This is a genomic window from Amycolatopsis sp. NPDC004747, from assembly GCF_053601335.1.
Map to the genome: position 1 here is coordinate 180,764 of NZ_JBSGBQ010000008.1, position 12,674 is coordinate 193,437.

14 protein-coding genes are annotated in these 12,674 nt (G+C 65.1%); 3 read left to right on the top strand and 11 right to left on the bottom strand.

Annotation, left to right across the window (positions count from 1 at the left end; translation table 11 throughout):
- Positions 1–74 precede the first annotated feature (74 nt).
- From ACWEGE_RS15610 to ACWEGE_RS15635, 6 genes are all read right to left on the bottom strand, one after another.
- Positions 75–395: a hypothetical protein gene (locus tag ACWEGE_RS15610; protein ID WP_449661118.1), complete on the bottom strand. Its 321-nt coding sequence runs from the start codon at positions 393–395 to the stop codon at positions 75–77.
- A 96-nt stretch (positions 396–491) separates the two neighbouring features.
- On the bottom strand, positions 492–1,532 hold the full coding sequence (locus tag ACWEGE_RS15615; RefSeq protein ID WP_449661119.1) for a DNA-methyltransferase: 1,041 nt from the start codon (positions 1,530–1,532) through the stop codon (positions 492–494).
- Complete coding sequence (locus ACWEGE_RS15620) at positions 1,529–2,341, bottom strand: replication-relaxation family protein (RefSeq protein WP_449661120.1); 813 nt, start codon at positions 2,339–2,341, stop codon at positions 1,529–1,531. The genes ACWEGE_RS15615 and ACWEGE_RS15620 overlap by 4 nt, the downstream gene beginning before the upstream one ends.
- 124 nt (positions 2,342–2,465) lie before the next feature.
- Positions 2,466–4,637 (bottom strand): type IV secretory system conjugative DNA transfer family protein, encoded by a 2,172-nt coding sequence (locus ACWEGE_RS15625; protein ID WP_449661121.1) that lies wholly within the window; start codon positions 4,635–4,637, stop codon positions 2,466–2,468.
- A gap of 801 nt (positions 4,638–5,438) precedes the next feature.
- Positions 5,439–5,576 carry a hypothetical protein gene (locus tag ACWEGE_RS15630; protein WP_449661122.1) on the bottom strand — a complete coding sequence of 46 codons (138 nt, stop codon included), beginning with the start codon at positions 5,574–5,576 and terminating at the stop codon, positions 5,439–5,441.
- Positions 5,577–5,599: 23 nt separating this feature from the next.
- Positions 5,600–5,845: a hypothetical protein gene (locus ACWEGE_RS15635; protein WP_449661123.1), complete on the bottom strand. Its 246-nt coding sequence runs from the start codon at positions 5,843–5,845 to the stop codon at positions 5,600–5,602.
- A gap of 778 nt (positions 5,846–6,623) precedes the next feature.
- Here ACWEGE_RS15635 and ACWEGE_RS15640 point away from each other — a divergent pair.
- The gene (locus tag ACWEGE_RS15640) at positions 6,624–7,526 is read left to right on the top strand and encodes a hypothetical protein (RefSeq protein ID WP_449661124.1); all 903 of its coding nucleotides are present in this window, start codon (positions 6,624–6,626) and stop codon (positions 7,524–7,526) included.
- Here the strand turns inward: ACWEGE_RS15640 and ACWEGE_RS15645 are convergent.
- From ACWEGE_RS15645 to ACWEGE_RS15665, 5 genes are all read right to left on the bottom strand, one after another.
- Positions 7,515–7,604 (bottom strand): hypothetical protein, encoded by a 90-nt coding sequence (locus ACWEGE_RS15645; RefSeq protein ID WP_449661125.1) that lies wholly within the window; start codon positions 7,602–7,604, stop codon positions 7,515–7,517. The genes ACWEGE_RS15640 and ACWEGE_RS15645 overlap by 12 nt on opposite strands.
- A 991-nt stretch (positions 7,605–8,595) precedes the next feature.
- On the bottom strand, positions 8,596–9,006 hold the full coding sequence (locus tag ACWEGE_RS15650; protein ID WP_449661126.1) for a hypothetical protein: 411 nt from the start codon (positions 9,004–9,006) through the stop codon (positions 8,596–8,598).
- Complete coding sequence (locus ACWEGE_RS15655) at positions 9,003–9,401, bottom strand: hypothetical protein (protein ID WP_449661127.1); 399 nt, start codon at positions 9,399–9,401, stop codon at positions 9,003–9,005. Before ACWEGE_RS15655 ends, ACWEGE_RS15650 begins: the two co-directional genes overlap by 4 nt.
- Positions 9,398–9,799, bottom strand: coding sequence for a recombinase family protein (locus ACWEGE_RS15660; protein WP_449661128.1), 402 nt, complete (start codon positions 9,797–9,799; stop codon positions 9,398–9,400). Before ACWEGE_RS15660 ends, ACWEGE_RS15655 begins: the two co-directional genes overlap by 4 nt.
- Complete coding sequence (locus tag ACWEGE_RS15665) at positions 9,796–10,197, bottom strand: hypothetical protein (RefSeq protein ID WP_449661129.1); 402 nt, start codon at positions 10,195–10,197, stop codon at positions 9,796–9,798. The genes ACWEGE_RS15660 and ACWEGE_RS15665 overlap by 4 nt, the downstream gene beginning before the upstream one ends.
- Positions 10,198–10,472: 275 nt before the next feature.
- Here ACWEGE_RS15665 and ACWEGE_RS15670 point away from each other — a divergent pair, with 275 nt between their 5' ends.
- On the top strand, positions 10,473–11,723 hold the full coding sequence (locus ACWEGE_RS15670) for a helix-turn-helix transcriptional regulator (RefSeq protein WP_449661130.1): 1,251 nt from the start codon (positions 10,473–10,475) through the stop codon (positions 11,721–11,723).
- Positions 11,723–12,298, top strand: coding sequence for a GNAT family N-acetyltransferase (locus ACWEGE_RS15675; protein WP_449661181.1), 576 nt, complete (start codon positions 11,723–11,725; stop codon positions 12,296–12,298). Before ACWEGE_RS15670 ends, ACWEGE_RS15675 begins: the two co-directional genes overlap by 1 nt.
- Positions 12,299–12,674 lie beyond the last annotated feature (376 nt).

Genomic DNA, 12,674 nt, shown 5'->3' on the forward strand with positions numbered 1-12,674 from the left:
GAAATCCTGACCTTATTTATGGTGGGGGTGGTACCGGATGGCGGATATCCGCCATCCGGTACCGAGCCGAGCAGTTACTCGGCGGCTGCGGCCTTGCGGCCTCGGGTGGCCTGGGGCTTGGCGTCGGCGACTTCGGCCGGGTCATCGCTGCCGAACAGGCCCTGGATCGCGCCGCGCCGGGCGGCGGCCTCCTTTTCGATCTCGTCCAGCGCAGCCGTGGCCCGCTGGGCGAAGTCCGGCTCCTGCCGCTTGGTGGTGACGTACAGCTCCACGGCCCGCAGGGCCGCATCGTTGAGCGAGATGCCATCCAGCTGCGCAACGAGCGTGAACTGGGCGTGCAAGGCGTCGGGCACCTTGATCCCGAGCGTCTTCACGCCGCCTCGTGGTTCGGACATGGCGTCCTCCTCGGTGTTGGTGTGATCGCCCAGGCCCGCGCGCTCGCGCGGGACGAGAGCTGAGCGACCACAGGCCACCGACGAGTGGCCCGCGGCTTATGAAGCCGCCTTCTGCTCGGCCCGCCAGGTGGCGAGCCGCTTCTCGGCAAGCGCCGCGTAGTCCGGGTTGAGCTCGATGCCGACCCAATCCCGGCCGTGGATCTCGGCGGCCAGTGCCGTACTGCCCGCGCCCATGAACGGATCAAGTACAACACCGCGCCGCCAGCTGATGTGCGGGCAGACCGGCTCCAGTGGTCCGGTGGCTAACCAACGGCCGTCGTGCAGTCGGTCCGCTCGACGCCAGGGCCGGTCGCAGATCGAGCAGACTCGCTCCGGGCAGCCTGACAAGATCGGGCGGCGGATCAGCTCCAGCGGGAACGTGGCCATGTGTGCCCCGCGATAGCTGCCGGTCGGGACTGTCCACACGTCGGCTGGGTTCTTGCCAAGCGGGTGACTGGCCAGTCCCGCCGTCTTCATAGCGGCGAGGCCGTGGTTGAGATCCACTCGCGGGCTCTTGCCGCCGCCGAGCGTCGGGACATCCTCGCGAGACAGATAGGTCCGAGCTGTCGTGCGGGCCGGGCCGGCGGCCGCGGTCTTGGCGGGTTCCCGGACTGCATCGAGATCGAAGTAGTAGTTCGCCTGCCGGGTGAACAGGTAGACCACCTCGTGGCTGGTCGTGAACCGGTCGCGAACGGAACTCGGTGTCGGATTCGGCTTCGACCACACCACGGCGTTGCGTAGGAGCCAGCCGGACCGGATCAGCCGCAGTGCCATCCGTGACGGTCCGAGCAGCAGACTCTTCTTGGACGCTCCTTCGTTGGGATGGCGGCTGTAGCCGTCGCCAAGCACCAGCCAGAGCGTGCCGGTCGGCGTCAGCACGCGGGCCAGTTCGTCGCAGGTACTTGCGATCTGAACAGCCCAGTCGTCCACCGTGGGTTCCGCCCCGATCTGCTGCACGTGGCCGTAGTCGCGCAGACCGAAGTACGGCGGGCTTGTCACCACGCAGTCCACCGAGGCGTCCGGCAGCTCGGCCAGGCGCTCGCGGAGGTCCCCGACGAGGATGCGGCCGGTTGGCAGTGTGGTTTGTGGTTCGGTCATCGGGCACCTCCTTCATGGTTTGGAATTTCGGTCAGATGGTCGGTGGCCTCAGCCAGGAGGCCGACCGCGAACAGGGCTTGCTCGTCGTCAGGCAGGCGGAGAACCTGCCGGGTCAGAGCGTCGCGCCGGTCCGCGTCAGGCACGAGCCACCAGACCCGCGGGAACACGCCGTGACGGTGCTGCTCGGCTCCGTCGTGCCAGTAGCGGACATAGAGCCCGAGTTTGACGGCGATGCGGGTCAGGTTCTCGGTGGCAAGGTCCACCTCGACGAAGGCGCTCAGCTCGTAGCCGCCGGTGACGAGCCGGACGAAGGCGTCCGGCTTGAGCGCGATGGTCTCTCCGGCCAGCCCCGTGAAGTATCGCCAGCAGGTCGGCTCGGCTGTGAACTCGAGGAGTTCGCTCTGGCCGGCGCGAGCCGCTTCGACGAGCTGCGTATAGAGCTCGGCCACCGCCAGCAAGTGATCTTGGAACATCGGGCTCGGTTCCCGCAGCCGACGGCGGCCGACTCCGCCGGTGCCAAGGTCAAGGACGGCGTGACCCAGCCCGGACAGGCCGAAGATCAGACCACCGCTGCCAGCCCGCACGCCGCCGATCCGCCGCTGGAGCGGAACGACCAGGCCGAAGCTCGTCAGCCGCTGCATGACGGCCCGCGTCTTGCGGCCCCGCGTCGCCGGAGTGGCGGCCGTGACGTGGAGGCGGGCGATCATCGAGCCGGTGAGCAGGCGCAAGCGCCAGAGCGATTCGAGAATGGCGAGATCCCGAGCTGTTAGCCGTCCGGCGATCCGGCGGGCTCGTCCATGGCCGCTCATTGGATACCTCCATGAGCGATAGAGAGTCCAGGCCAGCTATCCGGGGTTCTCGCAGGTGAGGGCGTTTCCTGCTCGACGCCATCGGTAGGGCGATCGGTAGCCCTTATGAGGGACTTAGGCCGCCTCATCGGTTGGCCTTCCGTACCCCGACCGGCGCGGCTGGTGGTTCACCGCCCTGCCAGCGGCGTAACAGTTCGGCGTCCAGCTCGGCCGGGTCCGCGCCGTACCGCTCGGCGCTCGCCTGGCGCAAGGCGTCCGGGCCGTTGAAGGCGTCCGGGAGTGGCGGGGTGGCCACCTCGAAGGCCGGACTCGGGGAGCCATTCACCAGCACGCGCGCGACGGCGCGGTAGGCGGGCAACTGTTCGAGGTCGTCCGGCGTGACGGGTGCACCGAGGACACCAGCCAGGGCCTTTCCGTCTCCAACCGCCGGCCGAAACACCACCCGTGCCCCGACATTCGCCAGCACAGCCGCCTTAAGGTCGGGGCTGAGCTGACCAAGGTGCTGATGAGCCAGCGTCCAGGAAACGTTCGCACCCCGGCTCCGAGCGAGTACGTCGGCGAAGTCGAGCCCGGCCGTGAACCGCTCCAGCTCGTCCACGAACACCGACACCGGCCGCCGCTCTGCGGCAAGTTTTGTGGTCTGCCGCTGCGTGGCCTCCCAGAGTTGCGACAGGAGCAGACTGCCGACGAGACTCGTCGTCTCGGGTCCGAGGGCGCCCGAGTTCAGGTTCACGAGCAGGATGGTCGGCCGGTTGAAGACCTGGGCCAGGTCGAACCTGGGGTGCGCCTGGCCGATGAGTCGGCGGACGGCCGGACGCGCCGTCCAAGCCCTCGTCTTATTCAGCACTGGTTGAATAATTTGGAGTCGCTCGGGGTCGGACAGGCTGTTGAACCAGGCCAGCCACGGGGCCACCGTCAATGGATCGCCGACTTTGGCCGCGACCGTTCGCCGAAACTTCGGGTTCGTCAGGAGCGGACCGACATCGGTCAGCGTGCCGTCCTCCAGCCGCGAGGCCAGATACAGCCCGTGTAGCAGCACGTCAGCCGACCTCGCGCCGATGGCAGCCCCGAAGACTTGGCGCAGGAGACCCAACACCGAGTCGGCTTGACGTTCGGCGTCGTCGCGGGGACCAGCTAACGGGTTGAAGCCGATCACGGGGCCGTCCGCGGCCGGGTCGATGACTACCACGTCGGTATGGCGCTGCTCGGGTAGCCGGGCTAGCACGTCGCGGACGAGGTCACCTTTTGGCTCGATGACGACCAGGCTGTTGCCTGCCTTCGCCTCGGCGGTGATCCAGTGAGCTAGCAGCGTGCTCTTGCCGGTCCCAGATGGCGCGATGACGTGGGCGTGGGTGGCGTAGCTCGCGCGTGGCAGCCAAACCGCTTGACCACGAGCCGTCGCGTGGGTGCTCTGCCCCAGGGGCCGGCTGGCCGGGGCCGGAGCTCCGGCGGAGGCGTCGTGTAGCAGGCCGGACGGGGGAGCGGAGAAACCGCCCGGACCGCCGGGTACGTCAAGGTCATGCAACGCCCAGCCGAGGAGTGTCGCCAGTTCGCTAGCGTTCGTGATGCCCGAGAACGAGCGCACCCGACCCATGACGCGGATCAGCCGGTCGGCTGTCTTGCTCGACTGGGGCGAAGCGTAGATGCGCGTGTGCGAACCACTGGCCAGTCCCAACGCCGAGACCGCCGGACGGAGCAGTTGGGCCGCCCGCTTCGGGTTGTCCGCGACCGCACCGAGCCGACCGCGCACCCCGAGGAGAGGTTCAGCCAGCTTGGTTTTCCAGCCACGCTGCTCGTCGCCGGTCGGTTCGCGAGGTGGCGCCCAGCCCAGCCACTCCAGCGGTGAATCAGCAATCGGCACCTGAGTAGAGCGATGGCTCGGCCCGACTACCCAGCTCAGCACCAAGGACTCGCCTGGTCGCAGTGACTCTCGTAGCTGTACGAGCCCGGCCGTGACCCCGGCAGAGGTATCGAGTCGGACGGGGTGGATCTTGCTCGTTAGGTGGACTTCGCGGGCCGTGACCGGCGCCGGCCGATCCGGCGCGTCCGTCTCCAAGAGCGCCAAGCCCGGCAGCTGGGCGACGAGCTCTCGCGGCAGTGAATCAGCGATGCGCGACTCGACGCCGAGCAGCCAGCGCACTTGGTCACGCGCGATCCACGCCTCGAATGCAACCAAAGGTTGCAAGCGACGCATCCCGTACTGCGGCCGACCGGCCAGCACGCGGCACATGGCGGTTAGGTCGGCCAAACTGCCGTTCCGCGGCGGGATAGCTTCGAACCATTGGAGGTTAGTCACGGGCCACCTCCTGGTTCGCCGGCTGCGTACCGGTCTCGGAGCGGGGCTCCGTGCAGAGCTGCTGCCGGGCGATGGCGATGCAAGCTCTCGCAAGTTTGCGTACGGCCACGTGACTGCGCTCTTGCGCGGTGACGCGAATAGGTTTGTGTGACTCGGACATGCAAAACCTCCCTTCGGTGGTGCTCGAAGGGAGGTATGCGGGCGCATCAAACCAGCCGTGCTTGACGACTGGCACGGGTGGGCGTGTAATAAAAGATGCGCGACAGCCCCTCACTTCGAGGCTTCTGTTGTGTGACACCTGAGTCCGCCCACCAGCACTAAGTGACTCGTAGATGACTAGATCTCATCCGCGTGTCGCGCTGGTAGCGGCTCAGGGTTTTTATTTTGGCGTATGCAGACCCGCTAGAACCATGGCGGACCTGCCGAACATTTACCGAACATATCGCGATATCTCCGGCGAAACGCCAGTGGCATGAGTGCTGAGGTATCAGCTATTAGCAGCGCGGCGCGAGCGAGTGCCAATGAGCCTGGGGCCAGCCATGTTGACCGTGACAGGCGTATCGGTCCGCCAGCGCCAGCGCAGTTCGCGGGCCAGAGCCCGGCAGGCCAGCTGGCGTTCGGATGCCGCTACGTCTTCGTTGTAGCTACCGTCGATCTCGATGAGCTGTTTACGGGTGAGGCGAGGCATGGTAACTCCGATCTGATAGATGAGAACCGGATAAGAAGCCCTCGGTGGGCAGCACAAAGACCGCCCACCGAGGGCGTGTGATGAGAACTAGGAGATGTGACCGGGCGCTGTGGTTACTTAAGAACCTTGATGAGCACCCCAACGGCGATGGCCAGGAGAACCCAAGGCCAAGCGACCGCCAGAACGTGAACGCCGATCAGGACGATGGCGAGGAAGAGCAGAAGCGGGAGCATGAGGACGATCAGAAACATGTATCACCTACCTTTTCTGTTGATTACCTACGAGAACCCAGAATGATCCAGCCGAACGCGGCCAGGATGCCGATCCCGAGCGCTGGAGCCAGGGCGGGCTCAACGATCTCGAAGAGCTTCGCCCAGCCGGTCATGAGCGCCCCGAACAGTGGAGCTGGCAGGACCGGTTCCAGGATCGCGAGCACCAGGCGCAGGAAGACGCCCAGTCCGACCGCGCCGAGGATCAGTCCGGCCACCCGGCCGAGCATGGGTCCGATGCCACGTCGCATGATCACCTCCTTTCGCGGGGAGCACGAAGATCCACGAGGTCTGATCTTCTGAGGGTTAGACAGGCAGCTGATCCGAGTCCGGGCTGCCGAGAAATGACACTACGAAGGCCGCTGCATGGTGCCCAGAACGAAAACAACGCCCGTGACTAGTCACGGGCGTTGTTGCAGTTCAGAGGGCTTGTCAGCGAGCCAGGCTGACTAGTCAGCGACTAGTCAGGACCCGCCCTCATCATCCTTTGAGCTGTCGGGCGTCGATGGGAGTTCTACTCCGGGAACGTCGTCTTGCAGCCACATTGGCGACTCCTGGATTCGCCGTGTTTCCTCTGCCTCCTGGCGGACGGCTGATTCAGCCCAGGAGGTGAAGTCTTCATCGGCTTCCGATGGCACTTCTGCCCGCACTTCTGATGATGAAAGCGACTCGACTCCGGCAGCGAGTCCGGCGGGACCTTCCAGGGGATCAGGTTGAGTCCACATTGGTGACTTCTGGATTCGCCGCGTTTCCTCTGCCTCCTGGCGCACCGCTTCATTGGCCCATGCCGTGAAGTCATCGCCCGTCTCTCGTGTTTTGTTGTCCTCTGTGGCCGACTCCCGCTGGGGGTCAGGGGAATTCTCAGGCATGTGATGGATCTTGTTTAACTACACTTTACTTATAACATTTCGACAACTATTGGTCAGCAGGCGACACCGAAACGCTGACGTAGTGCGACTTGATGGGCGCGATGTCCACGATGCGGAGGAATAAATGCCTAAGGCCTCACGCAAGATCAGGCAGTCGAAGTTGACCACGCCTGTCCAGCTTCAGCTGCAAATGCTCTCCCAGGGGCCAGGTGTTGCTGGTGAAGACTTGCCCGATCTTCTTGCAAGCGAGTTGGCGGATCTTCAACGCGCCTGGGAGATTGACCTGTCGCGCAGCTGCACTGAAATACGAAAACAAGTCCAAGTGAACCTGCTCGAACACCTGCAGCGCATGCGGCCCTACCCGGGAAGACTGGCACCTGGCGAGGAAAAAGTGGTCTTTCGGCGCTCATTTCAGCTCGGGTTCAATATCCTTTGTCCACCAGGTATTCAAGCGTTGAATAAAGGGGCTAGACAAAGGTCGATCACGAGAGCAGACCAGTATGGTCGCAAAGCCAGCTTCGAGACGGCTCAGCGACATCTGTGGTTCGCGTATGCTGAAATTGAAAGCCAGATACTGACTGATCCAGGATTCAAGCCCCAAGTCCCAGTAAGCCTCTTGAAAGGCAATTCCGACGCGAACAAGGAAACAAAGAAGAGTGGTGTGGCATCTTCCGTGGTACAGTCCAGCGTGTGTACTGGACGCATTGACTCGCCAGCGGGCGGCGCGGTCGTTGAGCAGCGCATCCGCGTTACCGGTGTCGTGGAAGACGTACCTCCAGAGCATCACGTGTGGATCGCCCACGGAGTTGACCCCGGCGGGCTATTTTGGCCCAAAGGCTTCGAGTTGACGTTTGACAACGAAGGGCGGTTCGAGCGTCACGTATACGAAGGAGGAAAATCCAAGGAGTTCATGATTGTCTTGTTGTTGGCGACCAAAGAGGGACACGCCCAGCTTATGAGCTGGATGGAGCGAAGCAACCAAACCGGTAGCTATCCAGGTATCCCGCCGTCACAGGGTCTATACGTCGAGCTTGATTGTGTCGCCGTTCGGCTAGGCCCGTGAGGCCCAGCCGCGAAAGTGAAGCGTTACGCCGTCCTCTGCCAGCAGCCAGTAGACCTTGCCATATGACGTGCCGTGCACGGCGGCAACCTCCCGTACCGTCTGCCCACGACTTCACCAACGTCGAGGTCGCAACGGGTACCCCGGCCCCTCGTGGGCCTGTCGGCTTCGATGACGAGTTGGGGCGTGCGGGGAACCCATCCGGGCGTGTGCTGGTAGATTGCTCTCCGCGCACGTCGACGTAACGTGATGCTTACTTGTAGCTGGCACCTCGCGGGTGGCGTCGACCAATTCTCGGACCAGCTGCTCCACGTTCGGCTGGGCGGCATCCCCGGGCGATCTCGCGGCGTGTTTGTACGCGGACTGGCGACGATGCACGAACGAAGCGCTGACCCCAGCCGCAACGGCGATCTTTCTCACGGACCAGTCATCAGAATGGGCGGCGATGAGCGCTTCGGCCAGGAACACCGAAATGCAGGTGCTCATGCTCTGGTGCCAGCTGCTCCACCAGTCGTCCAGCTCGACTGCCGCACACAGCCGGGTAGTGTGCGAGAGCCTGGCGAGCACTTCTCCATGTTCCAGCAGCGCGGATAGCGTCACCTCAACACATGCGCCGATCTCGTACCGCGCTTTGCTCAGTACGTCGGTCGCTACTCCTTCCTGATCAGCGGCTACGAGCACCTTTGTCCACTTCTCCAGCCCTGGGGGCAGTGTGGCCAGCGGTGCTACTGGGGCCGGGTGGTAGGTCCCGATGCGGCGATGCACCGACGACGCACCCCACCTGGTGCGGTGAGCGATCTTTCGCAGCGACCACTCGGCGCGGTGAGCCTCCAACAGCGCCTGTCCCGTGATCGCGGCAACCGTCCTCCTTATTGCGGTGCGCCAGAGAAGCAGCCACCACTTATCGAGCCCAACCACAACCCGAAGTCGCACGTCGAGCGGCAACTCGACCAGTGCGTCAGCCTGCTCCCGCGCACCGCGAGCGTCACCTTGCCCGACTCAGGTACCCGGGTGTCGGCGAGCCTCATCGTTCCTCTTTCTCTTGTTTGCCAACAAAACTCCGACCTCGTTTTCAAGCCGGAGGGTCCTTGGAGTCCGACTCGGCCGGTGGCCGGTCGGGAAGATTGCGCAAGCCGTGAAGGACGCGCTCCACAAGTTCGGTATCTGGGCGCTGGTGCGGCTTGCGGGGATACGGCGTCGGGCGCTGGCCGCCCGGCCGGGACCGCTTCGGTAAGACCGGCGGCAGCGGTTGGGTGGGCTCGTCGGGGGAGGCCGGCTGAATCCGGGGTAGGACTTGCGTCGGTGCGCTGGCGGCTTCGGCTTCGGCTCGTTCGGCCTCTACGCGCTTGCGGATACCGGCCACGGTGTGCTCCGGCCGGGCCCGAACTCGGCGGTTGTGCCGGGCGTCGCCCACGAGGAGCACGGCAACGCAGGTCACCGGAACAGTCATGACCACAAGCACCGCCAGCACCTCGCCGCTCATGAGCCTGGCGACTCCGGCATGTCGGGCGGGTCCGCGGCGGCCGGCGGGTCTGGCAGCTTGCCGACGTACAGGTCGAGCACCTCGGCCAACGCTCTCAGTAGCCCACTGAGCTGCTGGAGGTCGGAACCGGGCAGGGCGTCGGCCTCCAACTGAGTGGCTGCCTGCAGCAGCTCCCGGCCGGTTCGAGCCAGTCGGCGGGCCAGGGTCTCCGGCGTCTTAGGTTCCTGGTCGTCTGCATGCGCGGCGAACAGGCCGGCCAGTCCCTCAAGCAGTCCGGCGAACTCCCACTGCTTGTCGGCGGGCATCGTTCCGGCCAGCAGCTCGGTCGAGATGCGCGGCACGGGCTTGGTCACGGCCGCGAGGGCGCGGATCAGCTCGGCGGTTTGCCGTTTCATGACTGCACCTCATCGGCGAGCACCCGCACGAGCGCACCGGCGCGCTGGATCTGCACCACCTGCCGGGCGACGTCCTCAGGCCGACGACCGAGCTGCTTCATCTCGACGATCACCGCGAAGGCGGCCTCCGGCAGCCGCAACACGTCGAGCAGGCCGGTAAAGCCCGGCCGAGGGGCCTTGCCGCAACCCACGCCCACGTCGCGGAAGACCACTCCGAGCTGCCAGCCGCGCGAGGCGCACCACCAGGTCAGGAGATCTGAGCAGGCGTCGGCGTAGCTCGGTTCCGGCTCGGCCGTGCGGACGTAGCCGTACACCAGTGGCGGTGGGTCCGACGGGGCGATGATGGGTGTCTTCTTCAGATGGTCGGCCAGTACTTGCAGGTCGGGGAAGGTAGTCATGCCAGTGCCTCGCCGGTCCGACGCCCAACGGCGTGGACCTGGGCATTCGCCTCAGCCGCGAGCTGCTCGCGCATGGCGGTCTGGAGCAGCTCGTTTAAGGCCAGGTGCTTCAAACTCGGGACCACCACGTGGTGCGCGTCCGCCTGGACCAGTTCGGTCAGGAGCTCATCGAAGCCTTCGCGCGAGCCGCACTGCAGCTCGAAGAAGAAGCTGACGAAGTACAACCCCTTTGACGCCGCGAACCGAGTCACCGCCTGTTCGACACGGCGCACCCGGTGATCCGGCACGTCGGCGGGAACCCGCATGTAGCCGTAGGCCAGAGGGGCGGCGACCAGAGTTTGCGGTTCATCGGCAAGGAGCGGCGGCGGTTCGGCGAGGAGTTGGGCGGTCAGCGTCATGGGGTCACGTCCTGGTCGTGCGGCCAAATGGGCGTCACCCCGACGGCCAGGACATCCGACCAGGTCAGCGGCGAAAACACCGGAAAAGACCGCTGGCCTGGTCGTCGGCGGAGGGGCCGGTCTACCGGCCGCCGGGGTGACGTGATCGACCATCGCTTAGGCGGGATTCGCCAAACCAGAGCGGAGAAAGCGCGAAAAAGACGCGCGGGTGATGCACGCGGCGGCCTGACCTGCGGTAATGTGACGATCTCGCGCCGTAACCGAGGGGATGAATCATGGCCGTCAAGCGGACACGTCTGGCCCGCGCACGCAAGGCGGCCGGGTACACGCAGGAGGCATTGGCCGAGGCGCTCGACACCGACCGCAGCACCGTGGTCCGGTGGGAGGCAGGCGAGACCGAGCCGTTGCCCCACAAGCGACCACGGCTCGCCAAGGTCCTGGGGGTTACCGCCGCCGGCCTCGAAGACCTGCTGGCCGAAAGCCTCGAACCTCCGGCAACGCATGAGCAAGACGGCGTGCTGATCGAGGCGGAGGTAGCGTCCGATCCTATGAAGCGACGGACGCTGATGAAGTGGGGCGTAGCCGCGACCGCCGCCACGGGGATGGGGATTGAGGCGTTCGGCAGCATCGGCATGGCTGACGTGCGACGGCTGCAGCGGACCACCGACCGGCTCTGCAACCTCGACCACCGTCACGGCGGCGAAACCCTCTGGCAGGCCGGAGTCGCGACCGTGCGCGAAGCCAACCTCATGCTTGAACGTGGCAGCTACAACGCGAAAGTCGGGCAAGCGCTGCTTCAGGCCACCGGCAATCTGCAAATCCGGACCGGCTGGTTGGCGTGTGACGCTGGCCAGCACGAGGTCGCCCGCACCAGCTTCACCGACGCCTTAACCGTCTCCCGCCAGGCCGGCGACGCCGAGATTGAGACCCGCGCCCTGGCTGGCTTGGGCTTTCAGAGCAACCTGGTCGGCCGCCCGCGGGAGGGCCTGCGCTTCTCCCGCGCGGCCGAGGACGCCGTGCGCAGTCTCGGGCCGTCGTCGCGGATGACCGCCGTGCCGCTGTTGCACCTGGCGGTAGCCAACGCGCGTAGTGACGACTTCAGTGACGCTCAAGCCGCCATTACCCGCGCCCGGAAAGCTCTCGATGCTGACCGGGGCGACGAGGCCGCCAGCTGGGCGGCGTTCATGAGCCCGATGGAGATCGACGCTGTCGAGGCCACCTGCGCGGTTGAAGTCGGCAAGGCCGAACGCGGCGAGAAACTGCTGGAGCAGGCCATTGCCGGGTATGGCGACGGCTTCGCCCGCAACGTCGCCCTCTACCGGGTGCGGCTCGCGTCAGCCCGCGTGGGCTCCGGCGCTGTCGATGGAGCGGTTGAAGCCGCCGATGAAGTCCTCGACGCCATCGCCGAGGGGCTCGACAGCTGGCGCGTCACCATGGAGCTGGACCGGGTCATGCGCGTCATCTCGACCTACCAGGCTCCCGGCGTTGACGAGCTGACCGAGCGCTACGCCACCCTGGTCTCGTGATGACGACCCCGACGCCCGAGCTGGTTCTCCACGACCACGACGCCGCCGGTATGCACGAGCTGCGCCGTCTCCTGCTCGCGGTCTACACCGAGGTCTATGCCGACCTGCTCAGTGATCCGTTCTTCGCACCGGATCGGTTCTGGGAACGCCTCGAGGCCTACGCCAAGTGGCCCGGCTTCGCGCTGGTCACGGGCTGGATTAACGACGAGCTGGTTGGCTACACGCTGGGCTACACCTTGCCGAAGGGCTCTAACTGGTGGCGAGGTCTCCGTGGGGACCCTGCTCCGGTAGTCCTCGAAGAAGATGGCCAGCGCACCTTCGCCGTCACTCAGCTGATGGTGCTCCCGGCCTGGCAGCGGCGTGGCTACGCCCGCCAGCTGCACGATGCGCTGCTCGCCGACCGGCCCGAGGAACGCGCCACCCTGCTCGTGAAGCCGGACAACATGCCAGCTCGCACCGCGTACCTGTCCTGGGGTTGGCAGCTCTTCGGGCAGTTGCAGCCGTTCGATGACGCGCCGGTGTATGACTCACTGATGTACGACTTGGAGAAGCTGCAAGCTGGCGAAGTCGGCTGAACACCAAACCTGTCAGCCTTCAACCGAGTCGACGAAGGCATATAGCTGCGACAATGAGAGAATCTCCGCGCAATAGCGCTTATGCGCTTATCGTGCAAGCTGAGCTATACTAGTTTACATATGAAACTCATGCTCGAATGCCCAAACTGCTTATCAGTCTTCGACTCGGGATATTCGTTTGGCGGGACAGTGACTCTGTACGACAACGCATCTCGTTGTAGAACGTGCCGAACATGGGTTGGTCTCCCCGACGGCGTTTTCCGATTCATGGCCGACAGGGTACTTGAGTACGTCTACGAGTCTGCCGATCCAGGCCAAACCGCGAAAGAGATCAAAAGAGAACTCTCACAGGGAGAGGGGCCTCATCTTCAATGGC